The sequence below is a fragment of the Sphingomonas aliaeris genome (assembly GCF_016743815.1).
GTDB classification, from domain to species: domain Bacteria; phylum Pseudomonadota; class Alphaproteobacteria; order Sphingomonadales; family Sphingomonadaceae; genus Sphingomonas; species Sphingomonas aliaeris.
Genome location: NZ_CP061035.1, coordinates 3,141,091 through 3,165,173 on the forward strand (window position 1 = coordinate 3,141,091; position 24,083 = coordinate 3,165,173).

Consider the following 24,083-nt stretch of genomic DNA (forward strand, 5'->3'; position numbering starts at 1 on the left):
CGTCAGGACGTCTTCTGCACGCGCGGTTCGATCCGCAGATTGACGATATCGACGCGTTCCGGCCGGGTGAGCGCAAAGACGATCGTTTCGGCGATATCGTCCGCATAGAGCATTTCGTGATCGGCAATCGCCTGCGCCTTTTCCTCGTCGCTGCATTCCTGCATCGGGGTCGAGACGGAGCCGGGCTGGATCACCGTAATAGTGATGTTGCGGTCGGCGATTTCCTTGCGCAGCGTCTCGGCGAACGCATTGATCCCCGCCTTGGTCGCGGCATAGACGCTTTCGCCGACTGCCTTGATCTCCGGACTGATCGAACTGACGAGCAGCACGCGGCCCCCGCCCTGCGCGTCCATCCGCAGCACCGCCGCGCGCGTGCAGGCGATCGATCCGACGAGATTGGTCTCGACGACATAGCGCCAGTCGTCCTCGTCCATTTCATGCACCGGTTTCGCCCCCAAGGCCGCACACGACACGAGCATGTCGATACCGCCAAGCCGGTCGTCCACCGCCGCGAAGATCCGATCGATCCCTTCCCGTTCAGACACATCGGCGACGACGCCCTCGACACGGCCGCCCTCGCCCGCTTCCGAAATCGCGTCGTCAAGATCCTCCCGATGCCGCCCGAACGTCAGCACGTGTGCGCCCATGCCGGCGAGCATCTTGACGGTCGCGCGTCCGATGCCCGTCGTCCCGCCGGTGACCAGGACGCGCTTGTCTTTCAAATCGATATGATCGCCCATCGTCATACCCCAAGCCTGCAAGAATGGTCAGATGATCGGTTTGCCGCCGGTGACCGCGATCGTCGCGCCGGAAATGTAACTCGCCTCGTCGGTCGCCAGCATCACATAAGCGGGCGCGAGTTCCCTCGGCTGGGCGGGGCGACCCATCGGTGTCTCCTTGCCGAATTCCTTCACCTGATCCGGCGGCATCGTCGAGGGGATGAGCGGCGTCCAGACGGGTCCGGGCGCGACGCAATTGACGCGGATGTTGCGCTTGCCGAGCAGTTGCGCGAGCCCGCCGGTGAAGTTCTGGATCGCGCCCTTCGTCGTCGCATAGGGCAACAGCGTCGGTTTGGGCGTGTCGGCGTTGACGGACGCGGTGTTTATGATCGAACTGCCTTCCGCCATGTGCGGAACCGCCGCCTTGGACAGATAGAACATGGCGTGGATGTTGGTCGCGAAGGTCTTGTCCCATTCCTCGTCGGGAATGTCCTCGATCGCCTCGAACGTCATCTGGTGGGCGGCATTATTGACGAGGATGTCGATCCGACCGAACGCCTCCACCGCCTGCGCGACGATGCTGCGGCAATGCGCGGCATCGCTGATGTCGCCGGGCACCAGCACGACCTTGCGGCCAGCTTCCTCGATCCAGCGCGCCGTTTCCTGCGCGTCGTCATCCTCGTTCAGGTATGAGATCAGGATATCCGCGCCTTCGCGTGCGAATGCGATCGCCACCGCGCGACCGATGCCGCTGTCACCACCGGTGATGACGACGGCCTTGTCCGCCAGCCGGCCGGAACCGCGATAGCTTTCCTCGCCGTGATCGGGGCGCGGATTCATTTCCTCGGTGTGTCCCGGCACGTCCTGCTGCTGTTCGGGAAGCGGCGGCTGAAGGTCGTCGGGGGTGTCGCTCATCATGATCTCGCTCGGTCGGTTTGCGTGGGATGGACGCGAGAGAGAGAGCCGAAGTTCCGGCGTCCAGATCGATCAACCGACGAAGCGTGGCTTTATTGCGTTCACCGAAGTGCCTGTTTTACATGCATTAATCACGGAATGCGGCGGGTTCAAACCTGGGTGGGCGACCGTCCGAACGGTCCGATAAAGCGGCGATATTCAGCCTCCGGCGTGCCATAGGCCTCTCCCGCGACCTCCTCCAGCCGTTCGCGGTCGAGGATCGTGACCAGACCGCGCGTCGACCGGATCGCGCCGCCGCCCTCAAGGATATGCAAAGTGACCGTGACGCCTGATCGCTGCGCGGTGATCATCATCGACATGAAGCGATGCGTCAGCGCGATCTCGTTGCCGTCGACCCGGTCGTGGCACATCAGCAGCCAGCGGGCGAGCCGCGACTCCATGCGGTGGTGCGCGTTGCTGACCGCGCTATGCGAGACCTGCATCAGCACGGTCTGCACATAGCGGAGCAGGAGTTCCATCAGCGGGCGGCTCTGCCACATGGCCTCCCGCAGCCGGGCGGTATCGATGCGCATCGCGGTGGTTCCGTCGACCTGCATCGACGTCTTGGTGGCGGTCGTCTCTGCGCCGAGGATCGCGGCAAGGCCGGACATGCCCTCGAACCCGAAGATACCGAGCTCGGTTTCGGCGGTATCCTCCATTTGCGAGATGACGGAGGCGATGCCGCCTTCCGGAAAGTAGATATGCTCGATTGGCTCGCCGGGTTCGACGAGGACATGGTTACGCTCGAGTTCGATCCGCGTGAAATGCGGGGCGAGCAGCGCGCGATCCTCAGGGGTGAGTGCGTTCAGCAGCAGGTTGGTGGAGCGGAAGTCGTCGGATGTCGACACGGTCTGGCCCTTTCCTCAGGGCGAAAGCACGACGCATCTTCCAGCCGTTCGCGCCCATCGAGACGTAGCAAACGATATCGACTCAATAGGCAACCCGAGCCGACGGTCCACAATATATGTGTGTCCGGAAGCAGACCCGGAAGAGTCGATCGATCCAATCGTAACAACATGGATCAGTTCCCGAACAACTTTCCCTCACTTCAAGCAACAAAACGCCCGACATGCTGTGATTTTCGAGGCGGACCACAAGATGGATCAAGATATTTATGAATCATCCCAAGGTAGGTTAGCAGACCTTCGCTGAAAAACGGTTAAAAATGCCCTATTACCAGACATGTACCGTTTCTGAACGATAGGAGCAGTCAGTGTTGGAACAGGAACTATCCTACTATCGGCACCGCGCCGAAACCGAGGTCGAGCTGGCCGCCCACGCCACGCATCCCAAGGTGGTCGCGGCGCATTATCACCTTGCCAATGCCTATCTCGAACGGATGAGCGCGGCCGAGGCGCAGCAGCAGACCGATCATGGCTAACGGTTCCGTCCGCACGATTGCGATGCTTCGCGCCGATCCCCGGCTGGCCAACAGCCTGGCCGATACGCGACTGGCCAGCTTCCCTTTCCTGACGCCCGAAGAGCGTGCCGCGATGCGCGATTGCGCCGCGACACGGCGACCGGTGCGGATCGGGATGGAACTGGTCCGCGAGGGCGACCCGGTCGACACGGTCTATTTCCTGGAAGACGGCTGGGCGTGCCAGTACACCACGACGCGCGACGGCCGGCGGCAGATTTCCGCGCTGCTGCTGCCGGGCGATATCTGCAACCTCGACGCCTTGCTGTTCCGGCAACTGGATGTCGGCGTGCGGATGCTGACGCATGGCAGCGTACTGGCGGTGCCGCGCGAACGCGTCGCGACGCTTGCGGCCAACTATCCGGGCATCATGCAATGCTTCACCTGGCTCGGCTTGTCGGAGAACACGATCCTGTCGCGGCGGACCTTGTGCCTCGGGCGGCTGTCGGCGCGCGAGCGGCTGGCGCATCTGCTCTGCGAACTGGCGGTGCGGCTGGGCCATGTCGCGAGCGAAGGGCCGGTAACGTTCGCCATGCCGCTGACGCAGGAACATATCGCCGACGTGCTTGGGCTGACGCCGGTGCACGTCAATCGCAGCTTCCGCCAGTTGCGGACGGAGGGCCTCCTGTCCTCGACGCGCGGGACGATCGGGGTGTGCGACATCGTGGCGCTGCGCCGGGCGGGGGAATTCCAGCCGGGATATCTGCACGTGCAGGAATTGCGCAACGGATCGACGATCGACCTGCGCGATGCCAACCGGCGCGAGACGCTGCATATGTTCGAAGGCCCGCGATGAAGATGGACGGCGTCATGCCGCCGTCCCGTCGCGCGCGCGCCGCGAACGACCTGTTGCTGCGCGAGACGAATCACCGGTGCAGCAACGACCTGCAACTGGTCGTCAGCCTGTTGTCGCTGCAAAGCATGCGCGCGACGAGCGAGGAGGCGCGGCGGGCGCTGAACGACGCGATGGAGCGCGTCAGCGTCCTCGCGCGGTCGCGCGCGGCGCTCAACCATCACGCCGCCCCGAGCCTCGGCGCGGCGCTGCGCCAGATCACCGAGGGGCTGCACGCGCATTGCGAGCCGCGAGCGATCCTGGTGTCGCTGGAACTCGCGACGGAAGGCGAGCGGCTGTCCCCGGCGCAGATCACGACGATCGCCCTGGTCGTCAACGAACTCGCCACCAACGCGATCAAGCATGCATTTCGCGAAGGGCGGTCGGGCCACATCATGATCAAGGCCTATGATCGCGACGAGAGCAGCATCGTCATCCTGGTCGACGATGACGGCCTGCCCTTCCCCGAACCCACGGGAAAGAGCGGCGGGCTCGGCCTCGGATTGGTCAAGCGGCTGGTCGCGTCGACCGGCGGGCTGTTCATTTCACCCCCGCCGGGTGCGAAGATCTTCGAGATCCGGGTGCCAGTCGCGCAAGGCTGAACTTACCTCACATCGTCGGATACGAAAAAGCCGCGAACCTTTCGGGCCGCGGCTTTTCCGATCGCCAATATCCTCCCACGGATCAGGAATAGCTGAGCCGCGCCACGTGCCGACGCCGCCGCGCTGCACCGCCGATCATCCCGAACCCCAGGATCATCATGCCCCAGGTCGCGGATTCCGGAACGGCCGCCACCTGCTGCGAGAAGGAGAACTGGCCGGTATAATCGTTCTCGTCACTGCCGGCCGTGACCAAAGAATACCGCCCGACATTGTTGGCAGGGCTGCGGTCCCAGCCGAACCCCGTCATCGCGTAGGTGGTATTACCGACCGTCGTGCTCGACCCGGCGGTGAAGGTACTGCCGACATAGTCACCGGTGATCACTGCGCCATCGCCGAATGTCAGCGTGAGCGTGTAGAACCCGTCCGAATTGTCCTGGGTACCAACGGGAAAGCCCTCGCCGTTGATGGCATAATCGTTCTGGCCAAGCGTCGTTGGTGACGGAGCAAAGTTATCCGTCTCGTTCAACAGATTGTTCAGCGGGCGTTGCATGAACAATGTGTAAAAGTCATCCACAGTGGTGTTCCAGACCGTTCCGCTTGGTCCGGTTACGGCAGCACTGACCAAATCGGCGGCCTGAGCATTCGTAGCGAAGCACGCGCTGACGACACCGGCTAATAATATTTTTCTCATGATACTCCCTTTCAATACTTAATTGATAAACATGCGACCTTATGTCCATCAAAATAATATTGATTTGGAAATCATCAAAATACCTAAATCAAGATACATTAATTTAGCTTTGTCTTAGCTTATTATTATCTCCCGGTAAGAAGCGAAATGGGAATACGTAATACGGTGCGCAGGTTGGTCGCGTCCTGAGTCGCACCGACCTCGACCGACCAGTTGAGGCTCTTTCGGTCGCTCATCCGGTACGTGACGCCGAACAGGAACCGTCCGATCTGCAAGTCGCGCGATGTCGTGGCCCGCGATCCCGGCCAGGCCGCGGTGGGCGCCATCAACATCGTTTCGGTCCGCGTGCCGAATGCCCAGGTATGCGCGTATCCCAGGTTCAGTGTGGTCCGCTGGTTGAAGGACACGCCGATGCCTGCGCTGGCCGAGATGGCGTCGCCCGGATCGACATAGCGAATGATGACCGGCGGGATGCGGGTATCGACCGATTTGCCGAGATTGAACGTGTAGCCGAGCGTACCGAACAGGACGACCGGATCGCTTGGCAGGATCGCGGTGACGCTGGGCGAAATGCCCCAGAAGCCGGCACCGGTCGCCGCGCGCGTCAGCCGCCCGAGCCCGTCGCGCCGGATGCTGAACGGGTCCGAGCCGGTCGGGATGACACCCTGAAGGTTCGCGATCAGATATGGCCAGCCGTTTTTCCCGTCGAGGAACTGATATCGCGCCGTGACCTCGATATCGCCAAGGCCGGTGCCCTTGACCGAATTGTCGGTCGTGGCGGCGGCATCGTTGTTCGTGCTGCCCGTGACGGGGGCGACGATCGAACTGTCGGAGCGGTGGACGAAGGGGACACGCCCGCCGATTTCCAGCCGGTTGGTCAGGCCGTAGCGGAGCGCCGCCGATGCGGAGACGACGTCCTGCCGGCTTTCGTTGATGTCGAACACGCCAACCAGTACCGCCTCGACCAGTTCGATGCCGCGAAATATCGCGCGGCTGCGATCCGCCCGCGCATAATCGGCCTGGAATTCGGCGGTGAGCGCACCACGCCGGGTGACGACGCTCGCCTGATTGTCCAGCACCGCCAGCGCGATCGGTCGGTCCTCGTCGGCCGGTGCCTGCCCTACGCGTTCGAGCGGAGCCGGCACCGATTGCAGCGCGCTGCCCGGATCGCCCGCCCCGGGCGCCGCCCCCTGCGCCGCCGCGATCGCGGGCGCCGGCGGGGATTGCCCGACCGGCAGTTTGGGCAGCGCCTGTGCCTGCATCACGTCCACGCCTTCCATCCGGCGACGCAAGGCAGCGAGTTCACTTGCCTGTTGATCGATCTGGCGCTGTTGCGCGGCAAGCATAGTCATCGCCTGATCCAATTGCTGACGGATCGTCAGCGGCTTGCCCGGTCTGGCCGGGCTCGGCCGCACCTGTTGCGTGCCCGCTTGCTGCGCACCCGCCGGTACCGCGACGATCGTTGCCGCCGCCGATCCGAGCATCATCCAACGCGTCATTCAGCCCCCTTCCACATCGTTATTGACCACGCATCGCCACCGCCTGAAGCGCGACGTCCTCGACCCGGAACATGGCCGATCCCAGGACATCCGGCCCTGCATTGGCGAGATTGATCGAGACCGACGTCTGCGTATCGATTTGACGATCGCTGCCCGAATTCGCGATCGCCGACCCGAATGCGTCGCCCGCAATGTGCGTGATGCTGAGATCGGCACCACGCAGTTCGATCGTCCGGACGCCGCCATGCGCGCCCTCCGTCACCAGCCCGGCATCCGTCGTCGCGCCCGATGCGACCTGCGCGAGCCCGGCGGGCAATGCGCCCGACGTGCCGGAATCACCCGATGCGACGGTCAGCGTCGGCGTATAGCCCGGCCGGACTTCCAGCATGTTGCGATTGTCGTAAGTGACCGTGGGCGCGGAACCGCCGGTCGCCGTCGCACCCTGCGCCGCGCCGGACGAGACGGTTTCACCCTGCCGCGGCGCGTAGATCGTCAGATTGGGGGCGCCACGATCGACCTCGAACACGGTGCGCAATACGATCGCGCCGTTGATCGCACTCTGCGTCTGCACCGTCATCGCGACGTCGATCCCGCTCGGCAAGCGGAAGCCGCCGCGCTGTTCGGCGAGCATCTCGTCCGACAGGACCGGCGCATCGAATGGCGCTGCCTGCGGTACCGCTTGCAGGCTCAGCAGGAGCAAGGCGAAGGTCATGAGATATCCCCGTAAAACGGTGCGGTCAGCGACAGCGCCTGCAGGCTCAGCGGATCGGAAAAGCGCCCGCCGATCGGTGACCGGGTCAAGGACTGCCACTGCGCCGGCTGATTGAAGTTCGATTTCGCGCGCGCCTGATCGGCGGACAGCACGAAGTAGATGCCGTTCCACACCGACGCGAACTGCGCGACCGGCATGACGGATACGCCGCTGGAGGGATCGCCGATCAGCACCTCTCCGTTGCTGATCCCCTTCACCACGACGAAGTGGCGGTAATTGCGCACGGCGATCAGCGCGATGCCCGGAACGCCGGTCTGCGCGACCTTTTCCAGCGACACCTTGTAGCCGTCCGCTGCCAAACCGCGGCTGGCGAGCCAGCGTTTCATGTCGAGCAGCGAGAAGCCGACGCGCCGGATCTGTTGCTGGTCGCCACGCGCCCACATGCCGCGAAAGGCGACCTCCTCGCGGACGTCGAAGCCGTAATGGTAGCGCAGCAGGGTGGCGAGCGCCGCCGAGCCGCAGCTGAAATCGTATCGTTGCCGGACCACGCCGGCATAGCGCCGTTCGACGACGCTGGAGACGGGCAGGCGATAGTCGCCGACCGGGCCGACGCTGGCGACGAAATGCGTGCGATCGGAAACATCCGCGCCGCACGCTGCAAGAAGGATCGAAAAAGACAGGGCGACGGCGGATTTCACGGAATCGGCTGGATCGCGATGTTGACGTTCATCGCGGCGTTGATCGCGACGTTGTTGCCGGTGTTGACGTTCAGGATCGAGAGGCCGGACAGGTTCTGGAACGCATTGTCGGAGATGCTGGCATCGCCGGTGCGGACATTGTCCCCGACGCTGTTCTGCGAAACGCCGGCGACCTGGGTCGCGGTCGCTGCTTGTTGCGTATCCTCGCGACCGGCGGCTGCGCCGAGCGTACTGTCATCGAGCGGCGCGGACGCGAACGGCGTGGCCGCAAGAGGGGGCGGCGCAAGAGAGGTAGCCGGGTCCGTTTGCACGACCTGGCCAAAGGCCGTCAGCGGGAACGCGGCAGCGATCAGGCCGGACAGCAGGGGGAGCGCGGGACGAGGAACACGGAACATCTCGAACCTCATTGAAACAGGGAAAAAAGGGCCGGTGGCGGGACTTGGGGGACGCCACCGGCCAGGAGGGGGTGCTCTTAGAAGTTCAGGTCTCCGGTCGAAGCCGCCACGCTGACGCTGGCGTTCTGCGACGCACCGGCACCGGTGTTCTGGTTGAGCGCCTGCATGCCGGCGAAGTTCTGGAACGAACTGCCGCCGTTGGTCAGGCTGTTGTCCGTGGTGGTGCCGTTGCCGTCCGACCCGTTGAACGTGACGCTGACGCCGGTTACATAGCTGGACAGCGTGGAGCTGGCGACGATCGCGCCGTCGCCGAAGACGCTGTTCGAACGAGCAGCGCCGGTCGCCGTCGAGTTGTCCGTTACCGACCGGTCGGACGTGTCGTTATAGCTGTCGCGGACACGAACCGAGTCGTCGGACGAGCTGTCGCTATTGTAGCTGCCGTTCGCCGAGCGATCCGAATTGTCGTTGTTGCTGTTGGCGACACTGGTCGAGTTGTCGCTATTGTCGCTGTTATCGGACTGGTCGCGATTGTCGGATTGATCGCGATTGTCCGAATTGTCGTTGTAGCTGCCGCTGATCGAATTGTCGGAGCTGTCGCTGGTCGAGTTATCGGAGCTGTCGTTATAGCTGCCGTTGGTCGAGCTGTTGCGGCTGTCCGTCGCCGAACCGCCGTTGTTCGCCGCGACCTGCGCACCGGTGGCGCTGCTATTGTCCGAACTGTCGTTGAAGCTGCCGTTGGTGGAGCTGTCCGACGTGTTGCCGGTGTCCGCGACGCTGATGTCACCGACCGCCGTACCGCCATTGTTGGCAGCGGACGTGCCCGACGATGCCGACGTATTGGTCGAATTGTCGGTGTTGCCGGTGTCCGCGACGCTGATGTCGCCGACCGCGGTGCCGCCATTGTTGGCAGCAGAGTTGCCGGCCGATGCGGACGTGTTGGTCGAATTGTCGGTGTTCGTCGTGGTCGACGTGGCGGTGTTGCCCGTGTCTGCCACGCTGATATCGCCGATCGCCGTGCCGCCGTTCGCAGCCGACGTGCCGGCCGACGTATCGGTCGAATTGTCCGTGCTGGTGTTGGTCGACGTGTTGCCGGTATCGGCCACGCTGATGTCACCGATCGCGGTGCCGCCATTCGCTGCCGAGGTGCCGGCCGACGTGTCGGTCGAATTGTCGGTGCTGGTGTTGGTCGTCGTGGCGGTATTGCCGGTATCCGCGACGCTGATGTCGCCGACTGCGGTGCCGCCGTTATTCGCACCCGACGTCCCACCCGATGCCGCGGCGTCGTTGGAATTGTCCGTGTTGGTGTTGGTCGTCGTGGCGGTGTTGCCGCTGTCGCTGGTCGACGTGTTGCCGCCGTTCAGGCTGTCGTTCACGGAATTGTTCGAATTGTCGGTGTTGGCGGTGTTGCCGCTGTCTGCCGTGGAGGTGTTACCGCCGTTGTTGCTGCCCGAATTGTCGGTGTTGGTGGACGTCGCCGTGTTGCCGCTGTCCGCCGTCGACGTGTTGCCGCCGTTGAGGCTGCCGTTGGTCGAGTTGTTGGAATTGTCGGTGTTGGCCGTATTGCCACCGTTGTTGCTGCCCGACGAATCGGTGCTGGTCGTGCTGGTGTTCGAAGTTGCAGTATTGCCGCTGTCGGTCACGCCGATGTCGCCGACATTGTTGCTGCCCGAGCTATCCGTCTGGATCGTCGAGATATCCGGCGCGCTGTAGACGACAGCGAGCGAGCTGTCCGTGGCGGTCGGGGTCATGTCCTGCGCGACTGCGGGCGCACCGATCATCAGCGCGGCAAACGAACAACAGGTGAAGTATTTGGTTTTCATGAGTCCAGCTTCCTCTTTCTGATCAACTTCGCCTCGCGCTTCCGTCGGGTCGGACTGACCATCGGGGTGAGCGGTGCGGCGCCGGGATCGGCACGGGGACTTCATTAATGCTTCGTTAAGAATAGACCGCCCCCGACACGGGCTGAATCGCACCCCTCAATTGGGGGTAGCGGTCGCTTTTCCATCGATGCGGTGCGTGCGGACGGCGCTTTTCAGCAGCAGCCCGACCAGTTCGGCCTGCCGTTTCGTGCCGGTCTTCAGGAATATCTGCTTGAGGTACGACCGTGCCGTCAGTTCGCGGACGCGCATCGCCTTGGCTGCATCGGACAGGACCATCCCGTCCCCGATCAGGCAGGCGAGTTGGGTCTCGACGCGCGACAGGCCGAAGAACTTGCACACCGGTTCGAGCAGCGCGCCCATCGTCCGGCCGGGATCGAAGACGTAGATGATCGCGGCGGCGTCGCAGGCCGGTTGCGCCACCGTGCGGACCGGCACGATGGTGGCCATCAACGGTCGTCCGCAACTGCGTCGCAGGGCGACGACCGGCGCTGGTGTGGTGTTGGCTTTCGACTCGTCGGCGCCCGATGCGAGGACGTGCTGGATCGACGTCTGCAGGCTGAGCGTGTCGGACAGGTGCGACGCGGCGAGCATTCCGCCGAGCCGGCGCAGGCCGTCATTGCGCGCGATCAGCGCCTCCGCCGTCTCGTTCGCGAAGGTCAGCTGGCCGCTCGCATCGACGAGCAGGACGCCGACGTCGCTGCGATCGATCGCGGCGGTCAGCGCGCGCAGCTGCGTCGCCGAACGCAGTCGCGAGGCCCAGATGCGGAAGAAGGGCTGCACGAGTGGCAGGAGCCGCGCCGACGCCTCGCTCGCGCGCTTGCGGGTCGATTGACCAATCCGCTTGAACAAGGTGGTGACGGTGACGACGCCGCCATCCGCCGGGATCGTCGTGGTGAGCAGCCCGTCCGACGCACTGCCCCCGATCTGGCGCCACTCGGAGCGCGCGTCGAACGTGCGCATTGTGCCCGCGGACGCCGCCATAGACGCCATCTCGCGTTCCGCCTGCGGACCGGCGCCCGGCGCGACATCGGCGAACAGGTATATCGGATCGCCGCCGCCGGCATGCCAGCCGATCAGCATCCCGTCGCCCTGCAATTCGCGCCCGATCTCACGCGCGACGTTGGCCAGCGGGGCGTAACAGTCGTTGTCGAGCGTCGCGACCTGGATCGGGTCCTGAACGGTGACGGACACCACGTCGTCGATGAACCCGGATACGTCGCGATCCAGATGTACGAACACGGGTTCTGCTGCACTGTCGATCATGTCGAGCGCCATCACGCCGGATCGTCGAATGCGTTTCTACACAGGCGACCGGCCCCCGACGGGCGCGCAGGGATCGCAAAGGCCGGTGAAAGCGACGATTCTACGCCGCTCGGCTGGTGACTGGATCGCAAGACGAAATCCCCTCTTTCTAGCTCCAGGAACTATCGATTATCGGCCATCGATTTTGCCGAACTAAAGTATTACCTTTCAATTCGGTTCCCTGAGATTTTCGGTAGGTCTTTTGCGAACCCTTGCTTGGCAGCAGCCTGCATTACGTCGCCCGATTATAACGAATTTACCATGATTCGCTACTGACCTATGTTGCTACCTGTAGATTTAATTATCAGCGTGAAACACTAACTTCGATCAGTCGCATCTTTTGGTGTCCGCGTCGCTGCGCTGATCCATTTTAGTTCACCGCCTCATGTCGCCCGCTACGCTGCATCCCCAGACACAGGCAGGACGACGTGGGCACAGGAATCGACGGACCCGCCCCTGGCGGCACGGCATTGCTGATCATCGACATGATCACCGATCTGGAGTTCGACGGGGCGGAGGAAATGCGCGAGGCGGCGCATCATGCCGCGGACCGGATCGCGTGGTTGCGGGGCGAGGCGGATGCAGCGGGCGTGCCCGTGGTCTACGTCAACGACAATCGCGGACAATGGCATTCGGAACGGTCGCGCCTGATCGAACATGCGATGCGCGAAGGCGGGAGCGGGCGCGACCTCGTCCGCCGGATCGAACCCCGCAAGGACGACTTCTTCGTCATCAAGCCGCAATTCTCCGGCTTCTATTCGACCAACCTGCCCGTTCTGCTGCCCAAGCTGAGCGCGACGCGATTGATCCTGACCGGCGTGTCGGCCGATATCTGCGTATTGTTCACCGCGGCAGATGCGCACATGCGCGAATATGATCTTTGGGTGCCATCGGACACGGTCGCGGGGTCCGACCGACAGCGCACCCGCTGGGCGCTGGAGATCATGGAGCAAAGCATGCACGCCGAGACGCGCGCCACGACCGACCTGTCGCTGGCCGACTGGATCGCGCGGTCCGAGCAGCCCTAAACCAGGTTAGAACTTAACCTAAGTCACTGGGAAATTTGCCAATTCTGTAATTTCATCAACAACCTAAGCACCGGTCGTTCGTTGAGCGCGGCATGGGTGGCTGATCGCCCGTCAGCGAAAGGACGACGATGTATTATCATGACAAGCGGCTGCAATATCCCGTCACGGTCGATAAGCCGAACCCGCAATTCGCGCGCATGTTGCAGCAGGCGATCGGCGGCGTCGAAGGCGAAATCCGCGTCTGCATGCAGTATTTCTTCCAGGCATGGGGCAACCGCGCGCCGACGACCAAGTATCGCGACATGCTGTTGCATACTGCGACCGAGGAGATCGGCCATATCGAGATGCTCGCGACGGCGGTGGCGCTGAACCTGGAAAAGGCGCCCGCATCCCTGCAGGAAGATGGCGCGGCGGACGGGATCGTCGGTGCCGTGATGGGTGGCGGCAACGCCAAGCACGCGATCGAAGGGATGATCCACAAGAACCTGCTGTCCAGCGGGTTGGCTGCGATGCCGATGGATTCGGACGGCGTGCCGTTCAACATGAGCCATATCTACGCCAGCGGGAACGTGGCGGCGGACATGTATTGCAACGTGGCCGCCGAAAGCACCGGCCGCGTGCTCGCCGTGCGTCTGTTCAACGCGGCGGAGGATGACGGTATGAAGAAGATGCTGCATTACATGATCGCGCGCGACACGATGCACCAGCAGCAATGGCTGGCCGTGATCGAGGAACTGGGCGCGGAGGCGGGCAATCTGCCGATTCGAATTCCTTCCCGCAATCGATGGAAGACCAGGACAACAATCACAATTTCTACGCCACGTCGGTGGACGGTTCGGTGCCCGAAGGACGCTGGACGAGCGGTCCGTCGCTGGACGGTCGCGGAGAGTTCACGATCTTCGCCAATCGTCCGCTGGGCGAGGAACCGGTACTCGGCCCGGCACGGCCCTACAGCGGCGCGCAGGACCAGCAGATCGCCTGACACGTATCGCTACCGGCGGGCCTGCCGCCGGTAGCCCTTCCCTATCGACGACGGAGAATGAGACATGATGAAACTGTTCCCCCTGTCACTAACACTGGCCTTTGCCGCAGCCGTTCCGGCGGGCGCGCAGACCCCGCCCCCACCCCCGCCGGCCGAAGCCAAGGCGCAGGCCATGCCGTACGTAATGGCCGCCGGGCGAAGCGACCTGTACGAGATCAATTCGAGCCAGATCGCGTTACAGAAGTCGCAGGATCCCGCGATCCGCAAATATGCGGACATGTTGATCAAGCATCACCAGAAAACGACCGCCGCGACGCTGGCGGCGGCGCAGAAGGCGAACCTGTCGCCGGCGCCGCCCGCGCTAGACCCGGGTGCCACGGCATCGATCACCGAGTTGCAGAACGCATCCGCCGCCGACTTCGATCGCCTGTATCTGGCGCAGCAGGTGCCGGCGCACCAGGCCGCGTTGGACCTGCACCAGAGCTACGGCGCGAACGGCGATCAGGCAGCACTGCGCGCCTCTGCCAAGAAGGCGGTTTCGATCGTGCGCCGCCACCTCACCGATGCCGAGCGGATGCAATCCGGATCGCACGCCGCGCATCGCGGAATGTAAGTCGCCGTTCGGCGTTTACGGGCCGTCCATCCGGGCGGCCCGAATTCCTGTGGCGGAGGGCGAAAGCGCACGATGCGTATCCATCATCTGAATTGCGGTACGGACTGCCCGCTGGGCGGTGCCCTGTTCGACGGGCGCAGCACGGGGCCGCTCGGCAAGATCGTCGGGCACTGCCTGTTGATCGAAACCGATGCGCACGGACTGGTCTTGGTCGATACCGGATATGGCCTGCGCGACGTGGCGCATCCGCATCGTCGGCCGCACTCGCGCATCAGCGTGCCATGGCGCCTGATGCTCAACATCCGGCTGCACGAACGCGACACGGCGATCCGCCAGATCGAGGCGATGGGATACAGTTCGAACGATGTACGGCACATTATCGCCACGCATCTGGATTTCGATCATGCGGGCGGGCTGGAGGATTTTCCGAACGCGACCGTTCACGTCATGCAGCGCGAATATGACGACGCCACCGGCCCGCGCGCGGGCACGGTCGCGCGCAATCGCTGGCGGCCGTCGCAACTGGACGACGTACAGAACTGGCAATGCTATGGCGCGCGGGGCGAACCGTGGTTCGGTTTCGATGCGGTGCGCGACCTGACCGGCTTGCCGCCCGAAATCCTGATGGTGCCGTTACCGGGCCATACCTGGGGCCATGCCGGGGTCGCGGTGCGATACGATGACGGGCGCTGGCTGCTGCATGCCGGCGACGCCTATTTCTACCGCAGGGAGATGCGCCAGGCGCGCCGCGAATGCACGCCGGGATTGCGCGCCTATCAGCGGCTGATGGAAGTGGATGCGACCGCGCGGATGAGCAATCAGCAGCGGTTGCGCGATCTGTCGATCTATCGCCGGGGCGAGGTCACGGTGACCTGTACGCACGACCCGGTCGAACTGGAACAATGCCAGGCGGGGCAGCCGCTGTAGCGCCGGGCGGATCAGGCGGGGATGCTGACCGCCGATTGCTGCCCGACATGCAGATACAGTGGGTTGAAGTCGGCAACCTGCTTCAGCACCGGCCAGTTGGGGAAGCGGATCGTGCGGCTGTTGCGCGTGATCAGCCCGTCATTCTCCAGCTCGCGCAGCATGCGGTTGACGTGGACGGAGGTCAGCCCGGTCGCATCGCCGATCTGTTCCTGCGACATGGGCAGTTCATAGCCATAATCGCCGACCAGTTCCTGCCGTTCCAGACGGACGGCGACTTCGCACAGCAGGTGCGCGATCCGTGTGCGCGCGTCGCGGCGTCCAACGTTCAACAACCATTCGCGCGTGATCGAGGCATCGACCTGATTGTTGACGGCAAAGGCATGGGCGATCCGCGGACGTTGCATCGCCAGTTCGCGCAGCGCGAGGCGCGGGACCATCGCGATACTCGCATCGGTCAATGCCTGAACATTATGGTCGGCATAATCGAGGAAAAGCTGTTGCAGATCGAGCGCATCGCCGGGGATCTGGATCGAGATGATCTGTCGCCCGCCGCTCTCGACCAGCTTCTGCCGGAATGCGAAACCGGAGATCAGGACGGGGCACGCGCCCGGCGTCTCGCCTTCGCGGATGATATAGTCGAAGGTTCGGAACGGCTGGATCACATGCGGCAGATCCAGGATCAGGCGACGATCCTTTTCTTCGAGCGCGACATGCTTTTCGAGTTTCCTCACCAGCAAATGCAATGCCGATACGTTGCGCATCATGAAGTTCTCCGGAACGAGGGATACGCAAAACACACCTCCGTAAGATGCGGAGACATTTGATTTAAAGGATCGTTTCGGGGGCGTGTCGCTTACAAATGTGCGACATCCGACGGACGATGCATATCAATGACCTTGTCGTTCATCGGTTCGAATACAGATATGCGGCGATGTTGCGGGCCTCGGTTTCCGACAGGCCCTGCTCCGGCATTCCGCTGCCCGGCGACATGGCCTGCGGGTGCATCAGCCAGCGTATCATCGTGTCCGGATCGTTGCGGAACCTGCCGGCGATCATCGCGCGCGTCGCGACATCGGTCAGGTCGGGGCCGACGGCTCCGGCAAGTCCGGCGACTCCCGGGATGACGTGACATGCCTGGCAATTCTTCGCGGCGATGGCGATCTTTCCGCGCGCCGCATAACCGTGGCTGATCGCATTCGCCTGCGTGCGTGCGGCCATGCGGGTTTCGACATAGATGGCGATGCCCGCGATCGTCGCCGCGACGATCGACAGCATGACGAGCGCGGCGAGCCAGGCGAGGCTGGAGGGGAAGCGGCGGACGGTCATGATGCCTCCTTCAACACGCGGCGCAGGACGAGCAGCGCGGCCCCGGCATGGACCAGCCCGCCCGGCACCCACATCAGCAATCCGGCAATCTGCTGGTCCTCGGCCGGCGTCAGGCCGTAGGGGGACAGGCCGAGCCGCGCATAGCCGGCATACCAGGGGCTGGTGGCGAAGGCCATCAATGCCCCGAGCGCCCCGGATACGATCGAGGTCACGATCAGGCATAAGGTCGCGACCCCGGCGGGCGTATGGCGGCCGAGCATCGCCGACCAGAATAGCAGGGCGGTGATCAGGAACGTCAGATGCTGCGTCGCATGCCAGCCCTCGTCCGCCAATGCCCGGTCGAACAGGGCGGGCGCGTGCCATATCCACAAGGCCGCCGCCTGGAGCAGGGTCGTTGTCACCGCGCCCGATGCCGCCCGCCACGTTCCGCGTATCGCGCGGCTGTTCGCCGCTCGGCCGATGCGTCGGCGCGCGGCCTTGGGGAAGGCCCAAAGCATGATCGCAAGCGGGCGCGACAGGACCAGCAACGGAGCGGCGAGCAGCATGATGATCTCATGTTCCAGCATGTGCGCGGCGAAGGATCGCTCCCCCGCCTGATGCAGCGGCGATAAGAGTGCGGTGGCGAGCACGATCCAGCCCGCCGTGAACAGCGCCGCCGGGCGACGCCATCCGGATCGCAAGCGCGACCGGCGATGCAGCCTGCGCCAGCCGGTCCAGAACAGTGCGAGCGTGGCGATCAGCGGGACGACGATCCACGGGTCGAACGTCCAGCCCGGCGGTTCGGTATGCGGGGCGCCGGTATCGTGCGCGTGGCCGGGCGCGGACAGGGCGATCGCCGCCACGCCGAGCGCCAGACACGTCAGCGGGCGCATGCGGGCACGATCAGGATGGCGAGCGTCTGGAACGCGATGGCGAGGCCGAAGATGCCAGCTACGGCGAGCGCAAGTCGTGCCATCCAGGCGGAGACGAGGGTCTGCGGTGCGCGGCGCAAACGCCACCCGCTATGCGCCGCGAACACGCACAGGCCGAGCGCGGTCAGACCCCAGACGACGCCGATGCCGGTACGCGTGCAATCGGCGTGCAGCACGGCCGACAGCCCCTGTTCGAACGTGAACCACGCGACAGGCGGCAGGGAAAGCGCGAGCCAGGCCTTGGCGGACGGGGTCATAGCGCGCGCGGTGCCCAGTAGATCAGTGCGTAGAGCGGCAGCCAGACGAGCACGACGAACGTCCAGTAATTGGAATTGTCCTCGACATCGGCGAACTGGTCGTCGCCCACCTCGTGCGTGAACAGCCAGGTGCCGAGTATGCAGGTATCGGCCCAATCGGTGACGACGTGCATGGTGTGCAGGATCATCAGCATCCACACGACCGATCCGTAGGCATCGTCATGCCATGAAACGTTCAGATGCGCGAATTCATAAGCGCGCGGCACGAACAGGATCGCGCCGATGATCGCCATCGCCAGAACCCCGCGCCGCACGCCCGCGACATCCTTCTTGCGCGCACAACGAAGCACCCAGAGATTGGGGATCTCGCTCAAAACCAGTCCGGCGGTGAAGATCGCGCCCCACACCAGGCCGGGGGCGCATGGCCATATTGCGGCCAGGCGGAGGATTGCGTCATCAGGTACAAATAGGCGGCGGCGGCGAGTGCGAGGCCGGTGCCCTCGATCAGCATGAAGCCGATATTGCCCCACCAGATGAGGTGCTTCGCGCCGCTGGCGCTGTCCGGCAGGTCGGACAGGTCGCCGACGATCTCCTCGAGCGTCTCGGTATCGGCGTGGGTCATCGGCGCACTGCCAGCGGACCGGTCTTCGCACGGTGGCGCTCGGGCCAGAACCATCCGGTCAAGGCCGCACCGATTGGCAGCGCGCCGGCAACGATCGCCCAGGGGGTGAAGATGCTGCCGATGAACATCGCGCTGACCGCCAGCGCGGCGAGGAGCGGCCAGAAGGACGGGCCGGCGCTTTTCTGGCGATACAGCGGCGTCGCGTCCATCACCGACGTGACCAGCATCTCGCGCCGGTCGATCGCGATCCCGTCCATCACCTGCCGCTGGCCGTCGTCCCACATCGGAGTCAGGCTGCGCACGACGGGCGTGAAAGCGAGGTTCCACGGTGGCGGGGGCGAGGGGCTGGCCCATTCCAGCGTCGATCCGCGCCACGGATCGCGGCCGGACGGTGCGCCGCGCCAGTAGCTGACCAGCGCGTTGGCGACGAATACCAGCCCGCCGGCCACCGCGATAACGCTGCCCGCCGTCGCGACCTGGTTGAGCAGGTCCCAGCCCATGCCGGAGGGATAGGTGTAAACGCGGCGGGGCATGCCCATCAGCCCGAGCAGGTGCATCGGGAAGAAGCCGAGGTTGAACCCGCCGACGATCATCGCGAAGGCGACACGGCCCCAGCGTTCCGACATCAGCCGCCCGGTGGCCTTGGGATACCAATAGCAGAACGCGCCGAACAACGGGAAGATCGCACCGCCGATCAGCACGTAATGCAGGTGCGCGACGATGAAGTACGTGTCGGTCAGTTGCAGGTCGAGCGCCGCCGACGCCGTCATGATGCCCGACAATCCACCGATCACGAAGGTCGCGACGAAGCCCAATATCCACAACATCGGCGTCGCGAGCCACAGCCGGCCGCTGCCCATCGTCGCGATCCAGCAGAAGATCTGCAACCCGGCCGGCAGCGCGATCGCCATGCTGGCCGCAGTGTAGAAATCGTTGCCCAGCCGTGGCAGGCCGACCGCGAACATGTGATGCACCCACAATCCGAATGCCAGCGCGCCGATCGACACGATCGACAGGACGATAACGTTGTGCCCGAACAATCGCCGCCGCGAGAACGTCTCGACGATGGACGAGACGAACCCCGTCGCGGGGACGAAGATGATGTACACTTCCGGATGGCCGAAGAACCAGAACAGATGCTGGAACAGCACCACGTCGCCGCCCGTCGCAGGCACGAAGAAGTGGGTCGAGACCAGCCGGTCGGCGATCAGCATCGACGTGACCAGCATGATCGCGGGCATCGACAGGATCGTCATGATCGACGCGACCAGCATCGCCCACAGAAAGACGGGCATCCGCGCCAATGTCATGCCGGGCGGGCGCATCTTCAGGATCGTCGCGGCGACGTTGACCGAGGCGGCGAGCGCCGCGACTTCGGTGAAGGTAATCATCTGCGCCCAGACGTCCGCACGGTGGCCGGGGGAATAAGCCGGGCCGGACAAGGGCGGATATTCGAACCAGCCGAGATCGGGCGTGATATCCGCCGCATGCGCGACCCACAATGTCAGCACGCCGCCGAAATACAGCCAGAAACTGAACGCCCCCAACCGCGGAAACGCCATGTTGCGCGTGCCGAGCATGAGCGGGACCAGCCATAGCGCCATCGCCTCCATGACGGGGACGGAGACGAGGAACAGCATCGTCGAACCGTGAAGCGAGAAGCTCTCGTTATACAGCTGCGGTCCCATGCGGGTATTGTCCGCCACGGAGAGTTGCAGGCGCATGTCGAGCGCGAGCATGCCCGCCAGGAACATCAGCAACAGCGCCGTGACGATGTAGCGCGCGGCGATCCGCTTGTGATCGACCGTCGTCAGGAAGCCGCGCAGCCCCGGCGGATCACGCCAGGTAACCGCCAGTTGATCGAGCCGTTCGCGGTCCGGGGTCATCGCAACCCCGCCAGATAGTGCGCGACGGCATCGGCATCGCGCGCGTCGAGCGGAATGTCGGGCATGCCGGTGCCGGGCTTCAACGCCTGCGGCTTGGAGATCCAGCCCTGCAACCCGCCGCGTGTCATCGGCAGCGTACCGGCGGCGACGGACCGTCGCGAGGCGATGTGCGTAAGGTCTGGCCCTGCGCGCCCCGTCGCGCCGGTCCCGCGGACTGCGTGGCAGGTGGCGCACGGCCCTGCGAAGACGCTCTCGCCGCGCGCCGCAACCGTATCCGTTCGCGCAACGGCGGGCTGTGCCTGCCGCGCGAGCCAAGCGTCGAAGGTGGCGGGATCCTCGACCTTCACGTCGAACGCCATGTGCGCGTGCTGTAGTCCGCAGAATTCGGCGCACTGGCCGCGAAACCAGCCATCGATGCGCGGGGTAAGATCGAGCACGTTGCGACGCCCCGGAATCATGTCCAGCTTGCCCGCGACATTCGGCACCCAGAAACTGTGGATCACATCCGCCGACCCCAGCGAGACGCGGGTCGTGCGCCCGCGCGGCAGGTGCAGTTCGTTCGCGGTTTCGATCCAGCGCCCGCTCGACGGATCGCGATATTCGATCCGCCACCACCATTGGTGCCCGGTGACGCGCACCTGCATTGCCCCCTGCCCGCCCGTCGCGAACAAGGCACGATCTGCGATAAAGCTGCCGACGATCAGCACCGTCAGCCCGACGACGATCGCCCCCGCGGCGATCAGCACGCCCCGGTCTCTGCGGCGATCGCCCGTGCCGTCGGCTGCCCCCGGAATCAGGGCATTCCGCCGTGCGCGAAGGATCGCCCAGCCAAGGCCAGCTACGACCAGCAGATAGACCGATCCGCACACGATCATCATCAATACGAACAGATCGTGCAGCGCGTTTGCCTGATCCCCGCCCGGCGACAATGGCGACTGGATCCCGACACACCCGGCGAGCGGCACCGCGGAGAGCAAAGCAAGGCGCTTCATTGCGGTCCGGTCCATGTCTTGCCGGTCGGTTCCGCCGTCTGGTCCGCCGCAAGCCGCCGGCGCTTTTCAGGGTAATGCAGCGGCAGGTCCCGGACATAGGCCGTTATCTGCCACAACTGTTCGACCGGGATGCGGTTTGCGTAATCACGCGGACCGTGACCGTGCGCGATCACGTCGAACACCCGCGCGAAGCCATTGCCCCGCCGCCGGTCCTGCCTGGCAAGGTTCAGATGCCCGGGCGCACCCTCCGCATGACAGGACGAGCAGCCATACCACAGGAAGTACCGCCCGCCCTGCGCCACCTGATAGATGTTGGACTGATAGGCCGGAATACGCGGGTCCGTGTTCCCGACCGGCGCGGTTTGCGGAACGGTCGGGCCGATCTGGCGCGCCTCCTGCGTACACCCCGCAAGTCCCGACACTGCTGCAATGAGGATAAGCGACAGGCGCATTCAGGCGACGATCCGCACCGGAACTCCCTTTGCCGCCGGGGTCTTCGACTGCTCGTCATGATGATCGAGCGGGACGAGCGGGTTCATCTCGGGATAATAGGCGCCCAGACACCCGCGCGGCAGCAGGAACGGGGTGACGGACAGGCCGCCGACCTGCCGGTCGACGCCGTCCTCCGCATCGGTCGCGAGCCCGACGACCTGACCGGCGGTCAAACCGGCCGCGGCGATATCCTCGGGGTTCATCAACAGGACGTCGCGCGTACCCTCGATCCCGCGCAGACGGTCCGAATAGCCGTAGATCGTCGTGTTGAACTGGTCGTTCGAGCGCAACGTCATCAGCCGGTATCGGCCCGGCGCATCGGCGAAGCCGACCGACGACATGACGGAAGGCACGGTGAACTGCGCCTTGCCGCTATCCGTCTTCCACACGCGTTCGCGCGCGGAATTGCCGCGATAGAAGCCGCCGGGCGTAAAGACGCGTTGGTTGAAGTCGTGGAATTCCTCCGGATAGGTCGCCTCGATCAGATCGCGGACCAGCGCATAGTCGGCGGTCCAGTCGTCCCACTTCACCCTGGAGTTCGGCGGCAACGTCGCCTTGGCGATGCCCGCGACGATCGCGAGTTCGGACTTCAGATCGGGCGAGGCGGGCTTGGCCTTGCCGATCGATCCGTGGATGCAGGACAGCGAATCCTCCATCGTAACCGCCTGCGCGCCGCCCGCCTGCCTGTCCTCTTCCGACCGGCCAAGACATGGTAGCAGATACGCCACCTCGCCATTGATCAGATGGCTGCGGTTGAGCTTCGTCGCGATCTGTACCGTCAGGCGCAGGCCGGTCCATGCCGCCTCCATCTTTTCTCGTTCGGGGATCGCGCGGACGAAATTGCCGCCCAGCCCGATGAACGCGCGCACCTCGCCCGATACGATCTTCTTGCACGCGTCGACGGTGTTCAGCCCCTTGTCGCGCGGGGGATTGAACCCGAATTGCTCCGCGAGCCGATCCAGCGGAACCAGTTCCGGCTTTTCCGAAATGCCGACGGTGCGCTGGCCCTGCACGTTGCTGTGCCCGCGAACCGGCGAAATGCCGGTGCCGTCGCGACCGACATTGCCCTTCATCAGCCACAGGTTCGTCAGCATCGCGAGGCTGTCGAAGCCGTGCACCTGTTGGGTCAGCCCCATGCCGTACATCGCGATCGAGCGAGGCGCATCGATATAGATTTGCGCCGCCTGCTCCAGATCGGCGCGCGCAAGGCCGCTTTCGCGCTCGATCTCGTCCCAGCCGGTCGCCTCCGCCTTGGCCCTGACCGCTTGGAAGCCGGTCGTGTGCTGTTCGATGAAATCCACGTCGAGGACGTGCTGCCGCTTCTCCCGCCACGAACAATCTTCGGCTGCGAGGACGTGCTTGATCATCCCCATGATCGCGGCGATGTCCCCGCCTGCTTTGACCTGGAGATACAGCGTCGAGATCTGGGTCTCCTTCGGCGTCAGCATTTCCAGCGGGCTTTGCGGGTTCTTGAACACCTCCAGCCCCTTTTCGCGAACAGGGTTGAAGGTCACTATCCGGCATCCGCGCCGTACCGCTTCCTGCAGGGGATGCAGCAGGCGCGGGCTGTTAGACCCGGTATTCTGGCCGAAGAAGAAGATCGCGTCGCACAGTTCGAAATCGGCCAGCACGCACGTCCCGACCGACGATCCGATCACTTCCTTCAGCGCGACAGACGTCGTTTCGTGACACATGTTCGAACTGTCGGGCAGGTTGTTATGGCCATAGAGCCGCGCGAACAAAGCGTAGAGATAGCTGGTTTCGAGGCTGGCGCGCCCGGAGGAGTAGAAGACTGCCGCGCCGGGATCGATCGCACGCAGTTCCCGGCCGATTCCCGCAAATGCCTCGTCCCAGGAGCAGGGCACGTATTTGTCGCTGGCCCGGTCGTAGCGCATCGGGTGCGTCAGCCGCCCCTGCTGTTCCAGATCGTAATCCTTCCAGCCCTTCAGTTCGGTGACGGTGTGTTTCGCGAAGAAGTCGGGCGTGCAGCGCCGCGTGGTCAGTTCCCACAGGGTCGCTTTCGCGCCATTCTCGCAGAATTCGAACGTGTGCGGCTTGGCGGGCTTGGTCCAGGCGCAGGACACGCACATGAAGCCGCCGGGCTTGTTCTGCCGCCGCAGCGTGTCCAGAGCGGCGAGCGAGGGACGTTCGCGCAGGCCCGTTTCGACGATGCCGCGCACCGAACCCCAGCCTCCCTCGGCCCCGGTATAATGAACCGTATCGTCTTCTTCGGCCATTTCGGCTCTCCTCGTCCCTTCCCCCGGACGATCCAGACTAGACCCGCGTCGCGCGCGCGGCACTTATCCAGATTAAACAAAGCGACCCTGTGTTGAACGGAATCGACGG

27 protein-coding genes are annotated in these 24,083 nt (G+C 64.3%); 7 read left to right on the forward strand and 20 right to left on the reverse strand.

Annotated elements, in window-relative coordinates; translation table 11 throughout:
* Nucleotides 1-2: 2 nt before the first annotated feature.
* From H5J25_RS14850 to H5J25_RS14860, 3 genes are all read right to left on the reverse strand, one after another.
* The gene (locus tag H5J25_RS14850) at nt 3-740 is read right to left on the reverse strand and encodes an SDR family oxidoreductase (protein ID WP_202096403.1); all 738 of its coding nucleotides are present in this window, start codon (nt 738-740) and stop codon (nt 3-5) included.
* Nucleotides 741-767: 27 nt separating this feature from the next.
* Nucleotides 768-1,634, reverse strand: coding sequence for an SDR family oxidoreductase (locus H5J25_RS14855; protein ID WP_202092278.1), 867 nt, complete (start codon nt 1,632-1,634; stop codon nt 768-770).
* A 149-nt stretch (nt 1,635-1,783) separates the two neighbouring features.
* Entirely contained in the window at nt 1,784-2,521 is a 738-nt protein-coding gene (locus H5J25_RS14860; RefSeq protein WP_202092280.1) for a Crp/Fnr family transcriptional regulator, read from the reverse strand.
* A 365-nt stretch (nt 2,522-2,886) separates the two neighbouring features.
* Between H5J25_RS14860 and H5J25_RS14865 the strand changes: the two genes are divergently transcribed.
* Genes H5J25_RS14865 through H5J25_RS14875 form a run of 3 tightly spaced genes read left to right on the forward strand, consistent with a single transcriptional unit; the run spans nt 2,887 to nt 4,524 of the window.
* Entirely contained in the window at nt 2,887-3,054 is a 168-nt protein-coding gene (locus H5J25_RS14865) for a hypothetical protein (RefSeq protein WP_202092282.1), read from the forward strand.
* Entirely contained in the window at nt 3,047-3,886 is an 840-nt protein-coding gene (locus H5J25_RS14870; RefSeq protein ID WP_202092284.1) for a Crp/Fnr family transcriptional regulator, read from the forward strand. The genes H5J25_RS14865 and H5J25_RS14870 overlap by 8 nt, the downstream gene beginning before the upstream one ends.
* Nucleotides 3,883-4,524, forward strand: coding sequence for an ATP-binding protein (locus tag H5J25_RS14875; protein WP_202092285.1), 642 nt, complete (start codon nt 3,883-3,885; stop codon nt 4,522-4,524). The genes H5J25_RS14870 and H5J25_RS14875 overlap by 4 nt, the downstream gene beginning before the upstream one ends.
* Before the next feature lie 82 nt (nt 4,525-4,606).
* On the opposite strand, the gene H5J25_RS14880 is transcribed toward H5J25_RS14875, so the two are convergent.
* From H5J25_RS14880 to H5J25_RS14910, 7 genes are all read right to left on the reverse strand, one after another.
* A complete protein-coding gene (locus tag H5J25_RS14880) occupies nt 4,607-5,098 on the reverse strand; it encodes a PEPxxWA-CTERM sorting domain-containing protein (protein ID WP_225883149.1) in 492 nt (163 codons plus the stop codon).
* A gap of 242 nt (nt 5,099-5,340) precedes the next feature.
* Entirely contained in the window at nt 5,341-6,714 is a 1,374-nt protein-coding gene (locus tag H5J25_RS14885) for a transporter (RefSeq protein ID WP_202092289.1), read from the reverse strand.
* A gap of 19 nt (nt 6,715-6,733) precedes the next feature.
* The gene (locus H5J25_RS14890; protein WP_202092291.1) at nt 6,734-7,426 is read right to left on the reverse strand and encodes a hypothetical protein; all 693 of its coding nucleotides are present in this window, start codon (nt 7,424-7,426) and stop codon (nt 6,734-6,736) included.
* Entirely contained in the window at nt 7,423-8,124 is a 702-nt protein-coding gene (locus H5J25_RS14895) for a C39 family peptidase (protein WP_202092300.1), read from the reverse strand. The genes H5J25_RS14890 and H5J25_RS14895 overlap by 4 nt, the downstream gene beginning before the upstream one ends.
* Nucleotides 8,121-8,519, reverse strand: a complete 399-nt coding sequence (locus tag H5J25_RS14900) for a hypothetical protein (protein ID WP_202092302.1) — start codon at nt 8,517-8,519, stop codon at nt 8,121-8,123. Before H5J25_RS14900 ends, H5J25_RS14895 begins: the two co-directional genes overlap by 4 nt.
* Nucleotides 8,520-8,596: 77 nt before the next feature.
* Nucleotides 8,597-10,339, reverse strand: a complete 1,743-nt coding sequence (locus H5J25_RS20820; RefSeq protein WP_225883151.1) for a beta strand repeat-containing protein — start codon at nt 10,337-10,339, stop codon at nt 8,597-8,599.
* Nucleotides 10,340-10,495: 156 nt separating this feature from the next.
* A complete protein-coding gene (locus tag H5J25_RS14910; RefSeq protein ID WP_202092304.1) occupies nt 10,496-11,674 on the reverse strand; it encodes a helix-turn-helix transcriptional regulator in 1,179 nt (392 codons plus the stop codon).
* A gap of 455 nt (nt 11,675-12,129) precedes the next feature.
* Here H5J25_RS14910 and H5J25_RS14915 point away from each other — a divergent pair, with 455 nt between their 5' ends.
* The 4 genes from H5J25_RS14915 (at nt 12,130) to H5J25_RS14930 (ending at nt 15,251) form a co-directional block, all read left to right on the forward strand.
* Nucleotides 12,130-12,729 (forward strand): cysteine hydrolase family protein, encoded by a 600-nt coding sequence (locus H5J25_RS14915; protein ID WP_225883152.1) that lies wholly within the window; start codon nt 12,130-12,132, stop codon nt 12,727-12,729.
* 128 nt (nt 12,730-12,857) lie between these two features.
* Nucleotides 12,858-13,745, forward strand: a complete 888-nt coding sequence (locus tag H5J25_RS14920) for a manganese catalase family protein (RefSeq protein ID WP_202092305.1) — start codon at nt 12,858-12,860, stop codon at nt 13,743-13,745.
* Nucleotides 13,746-13,775: 30 nt separating this feature from the next.
* Nucleotides 13,776-14,324, forward strand: a complete 549-nt coding sequence (locus tag H5J25_RS14925; RefSeq protein ID WP_202092307.1) for a DUF4142 domain-containing protein — start codon at nt 13,776-13,778, stop codon at nt 14,322-14,324.
* Between the two features lie 72 nt (nt 14,325-14,396).
* The gene (locus tag H5J25_RS14930) at nt 14,397-15,251 is read left to right on the forward strand and encodes an MBL fold metallo-hydrolase (RefSeq protein WP_202092309.1); all 855 of its coding nucleotides are present in this window, start codon (nt 14,397-14,399) and stop codon (nt 15,249-15,251) included.
* Nucleotides 15,252-15,262: 11 nt separating this feature from the next.
* Here H5J25_RS14930 and H5J25_RS14935 read toward each other — a convergent pair whose 3' ends face one another.
* The 10 genes from H5J25_RS14935 to H5J25_RS14975 form a co-directional block, all read right to left on the reverse strand.
* Nucleotides 15,263-16,015, reverse strand: coding sequence for a Crp/Fnr family transcriptional regulator (locus tag H5J25_RS14935; protein WP_225883153.1), 753 nt, complete (start codon nt 16,013-16,015; stop codon nt 15,263-15,265).
* Nucleotides 16,016-16,154: 139 nt separating this feature from the next.
* Entirely contained in the window at nt 16,155-16,577 is a 423-nt protein-coding gene (locus H5J25_RS14940) for a c-type cytochrome (protein WP_225883154.1), read from the reverse strand.
* On the reverse strand, nt 16,574-17,449 hold the full coding sequence (locus tag H5J25_RS14945) for a cytochrome c oxidase assembly protein (protein WP_202092311.1): 876 nt from the start codon (nt 17,447-17,449) through the stop codon (nt 16,574-16,576). Before H5J25_RS14945 ends, H5J25_RS14940 begins: the two co-directional genes overlap by 4 nt.
* Entirely contained in the window at nt 17,437-17,745 is a 309-nt protein-coding gene (locus H5J25_RS14950; protein WP_202092313.1) for a hypothetical protein, read from the reverse strand. The genes H5J25_RS14945 and H5J25_RS14950 overlap by 13 nt, the downstream gene beginning before the upstream one ends.
* Nucleotides 17,742-18,119, reverse strand: a complete 378-nt coding sequence (locus tag H5J25_RS20825) for a cytochrome c oxidase subunit 3 (protein WP_225883155.1) — start codon at nt 18,117-18,119, stop codon at nt 17,742-17,744. The genes H5J25_RS14950 and H5J25_RS20825 overlap by 4 nt, the downstream gene beginning before the upstream one ends.
* Nucleotides 18,116-18,367 (reverse strand): hypothetical protein, encoded by a 252-nt coding sequence (locus H5J25_RS20830; RefSeq protein ID WP_225883156.1) that lies wholly within the window; start codon nt 18,365-18,367, stop codon nt 18,116-18,118. The genes H5J25_RS20825 and H5J25_RS20830 overlap by 4 nt, the downstream gene beginning before the upstream one ends.
* Nucleotides 18,364-20,253 carry a cbb3-type cytochrome c oxidase subunit I gene (locus H5J25_RS14960; protein WP_202092322.1) on the reverse strand — a complete coding sequence of 630 codons (1,890 nt, stop codon included), beginning with the start codon at nt 20,251-20,253 and terminating at the stop codon, nt 18,364-18,366. The genes H5J25_RS20830 and H5J25_RS14960 overlap by 4 nt, the downstream gene beginning before the upstream one ends.
* A complete protein-coding gene (locus H5J25_RS14965) occupies nt 20,250-21,260 on the reverse strand; it encodes a cytochrome c oxidase subunit II (RefSeq protein WP_202092323.1) in 1,011 nt (336 codons plus the stop codon). The genes H5J25_RS14960 and H5J25_RS14965 overlap by 4 nt, the downstream gene beginning before the upstream one ends.
* Nucleotides 21,242-21,697, reverse strand: a complete 456-nt coding sequence (locus H5J25_RS14970) for a c-type cytochrome (RefSeq protein ID WP_202092325.1) — start codon at nt 21,695-21,697, stop codon at nt 21,242-21,244. Before H5J25_RS14970 ends, H5J25_RS14965 begins: the two co-directional genes overlap by 19 nt.
* The gene (locus H5J25_RS14975) at nt 21,698-23,974 is read right to left on the reverse strand and encodes an FdhF/YdeP family oxidoreductase (protein ID WP_202092327.1); all 2,277 of its coding nucleotides are present in this window, start codon (nt 23,972-23,974) and stop codon (nt 21,698-21,700) included.
* Between the last annotated feature and the right edge of the window lie 109 nt (nt 23,975-24,083).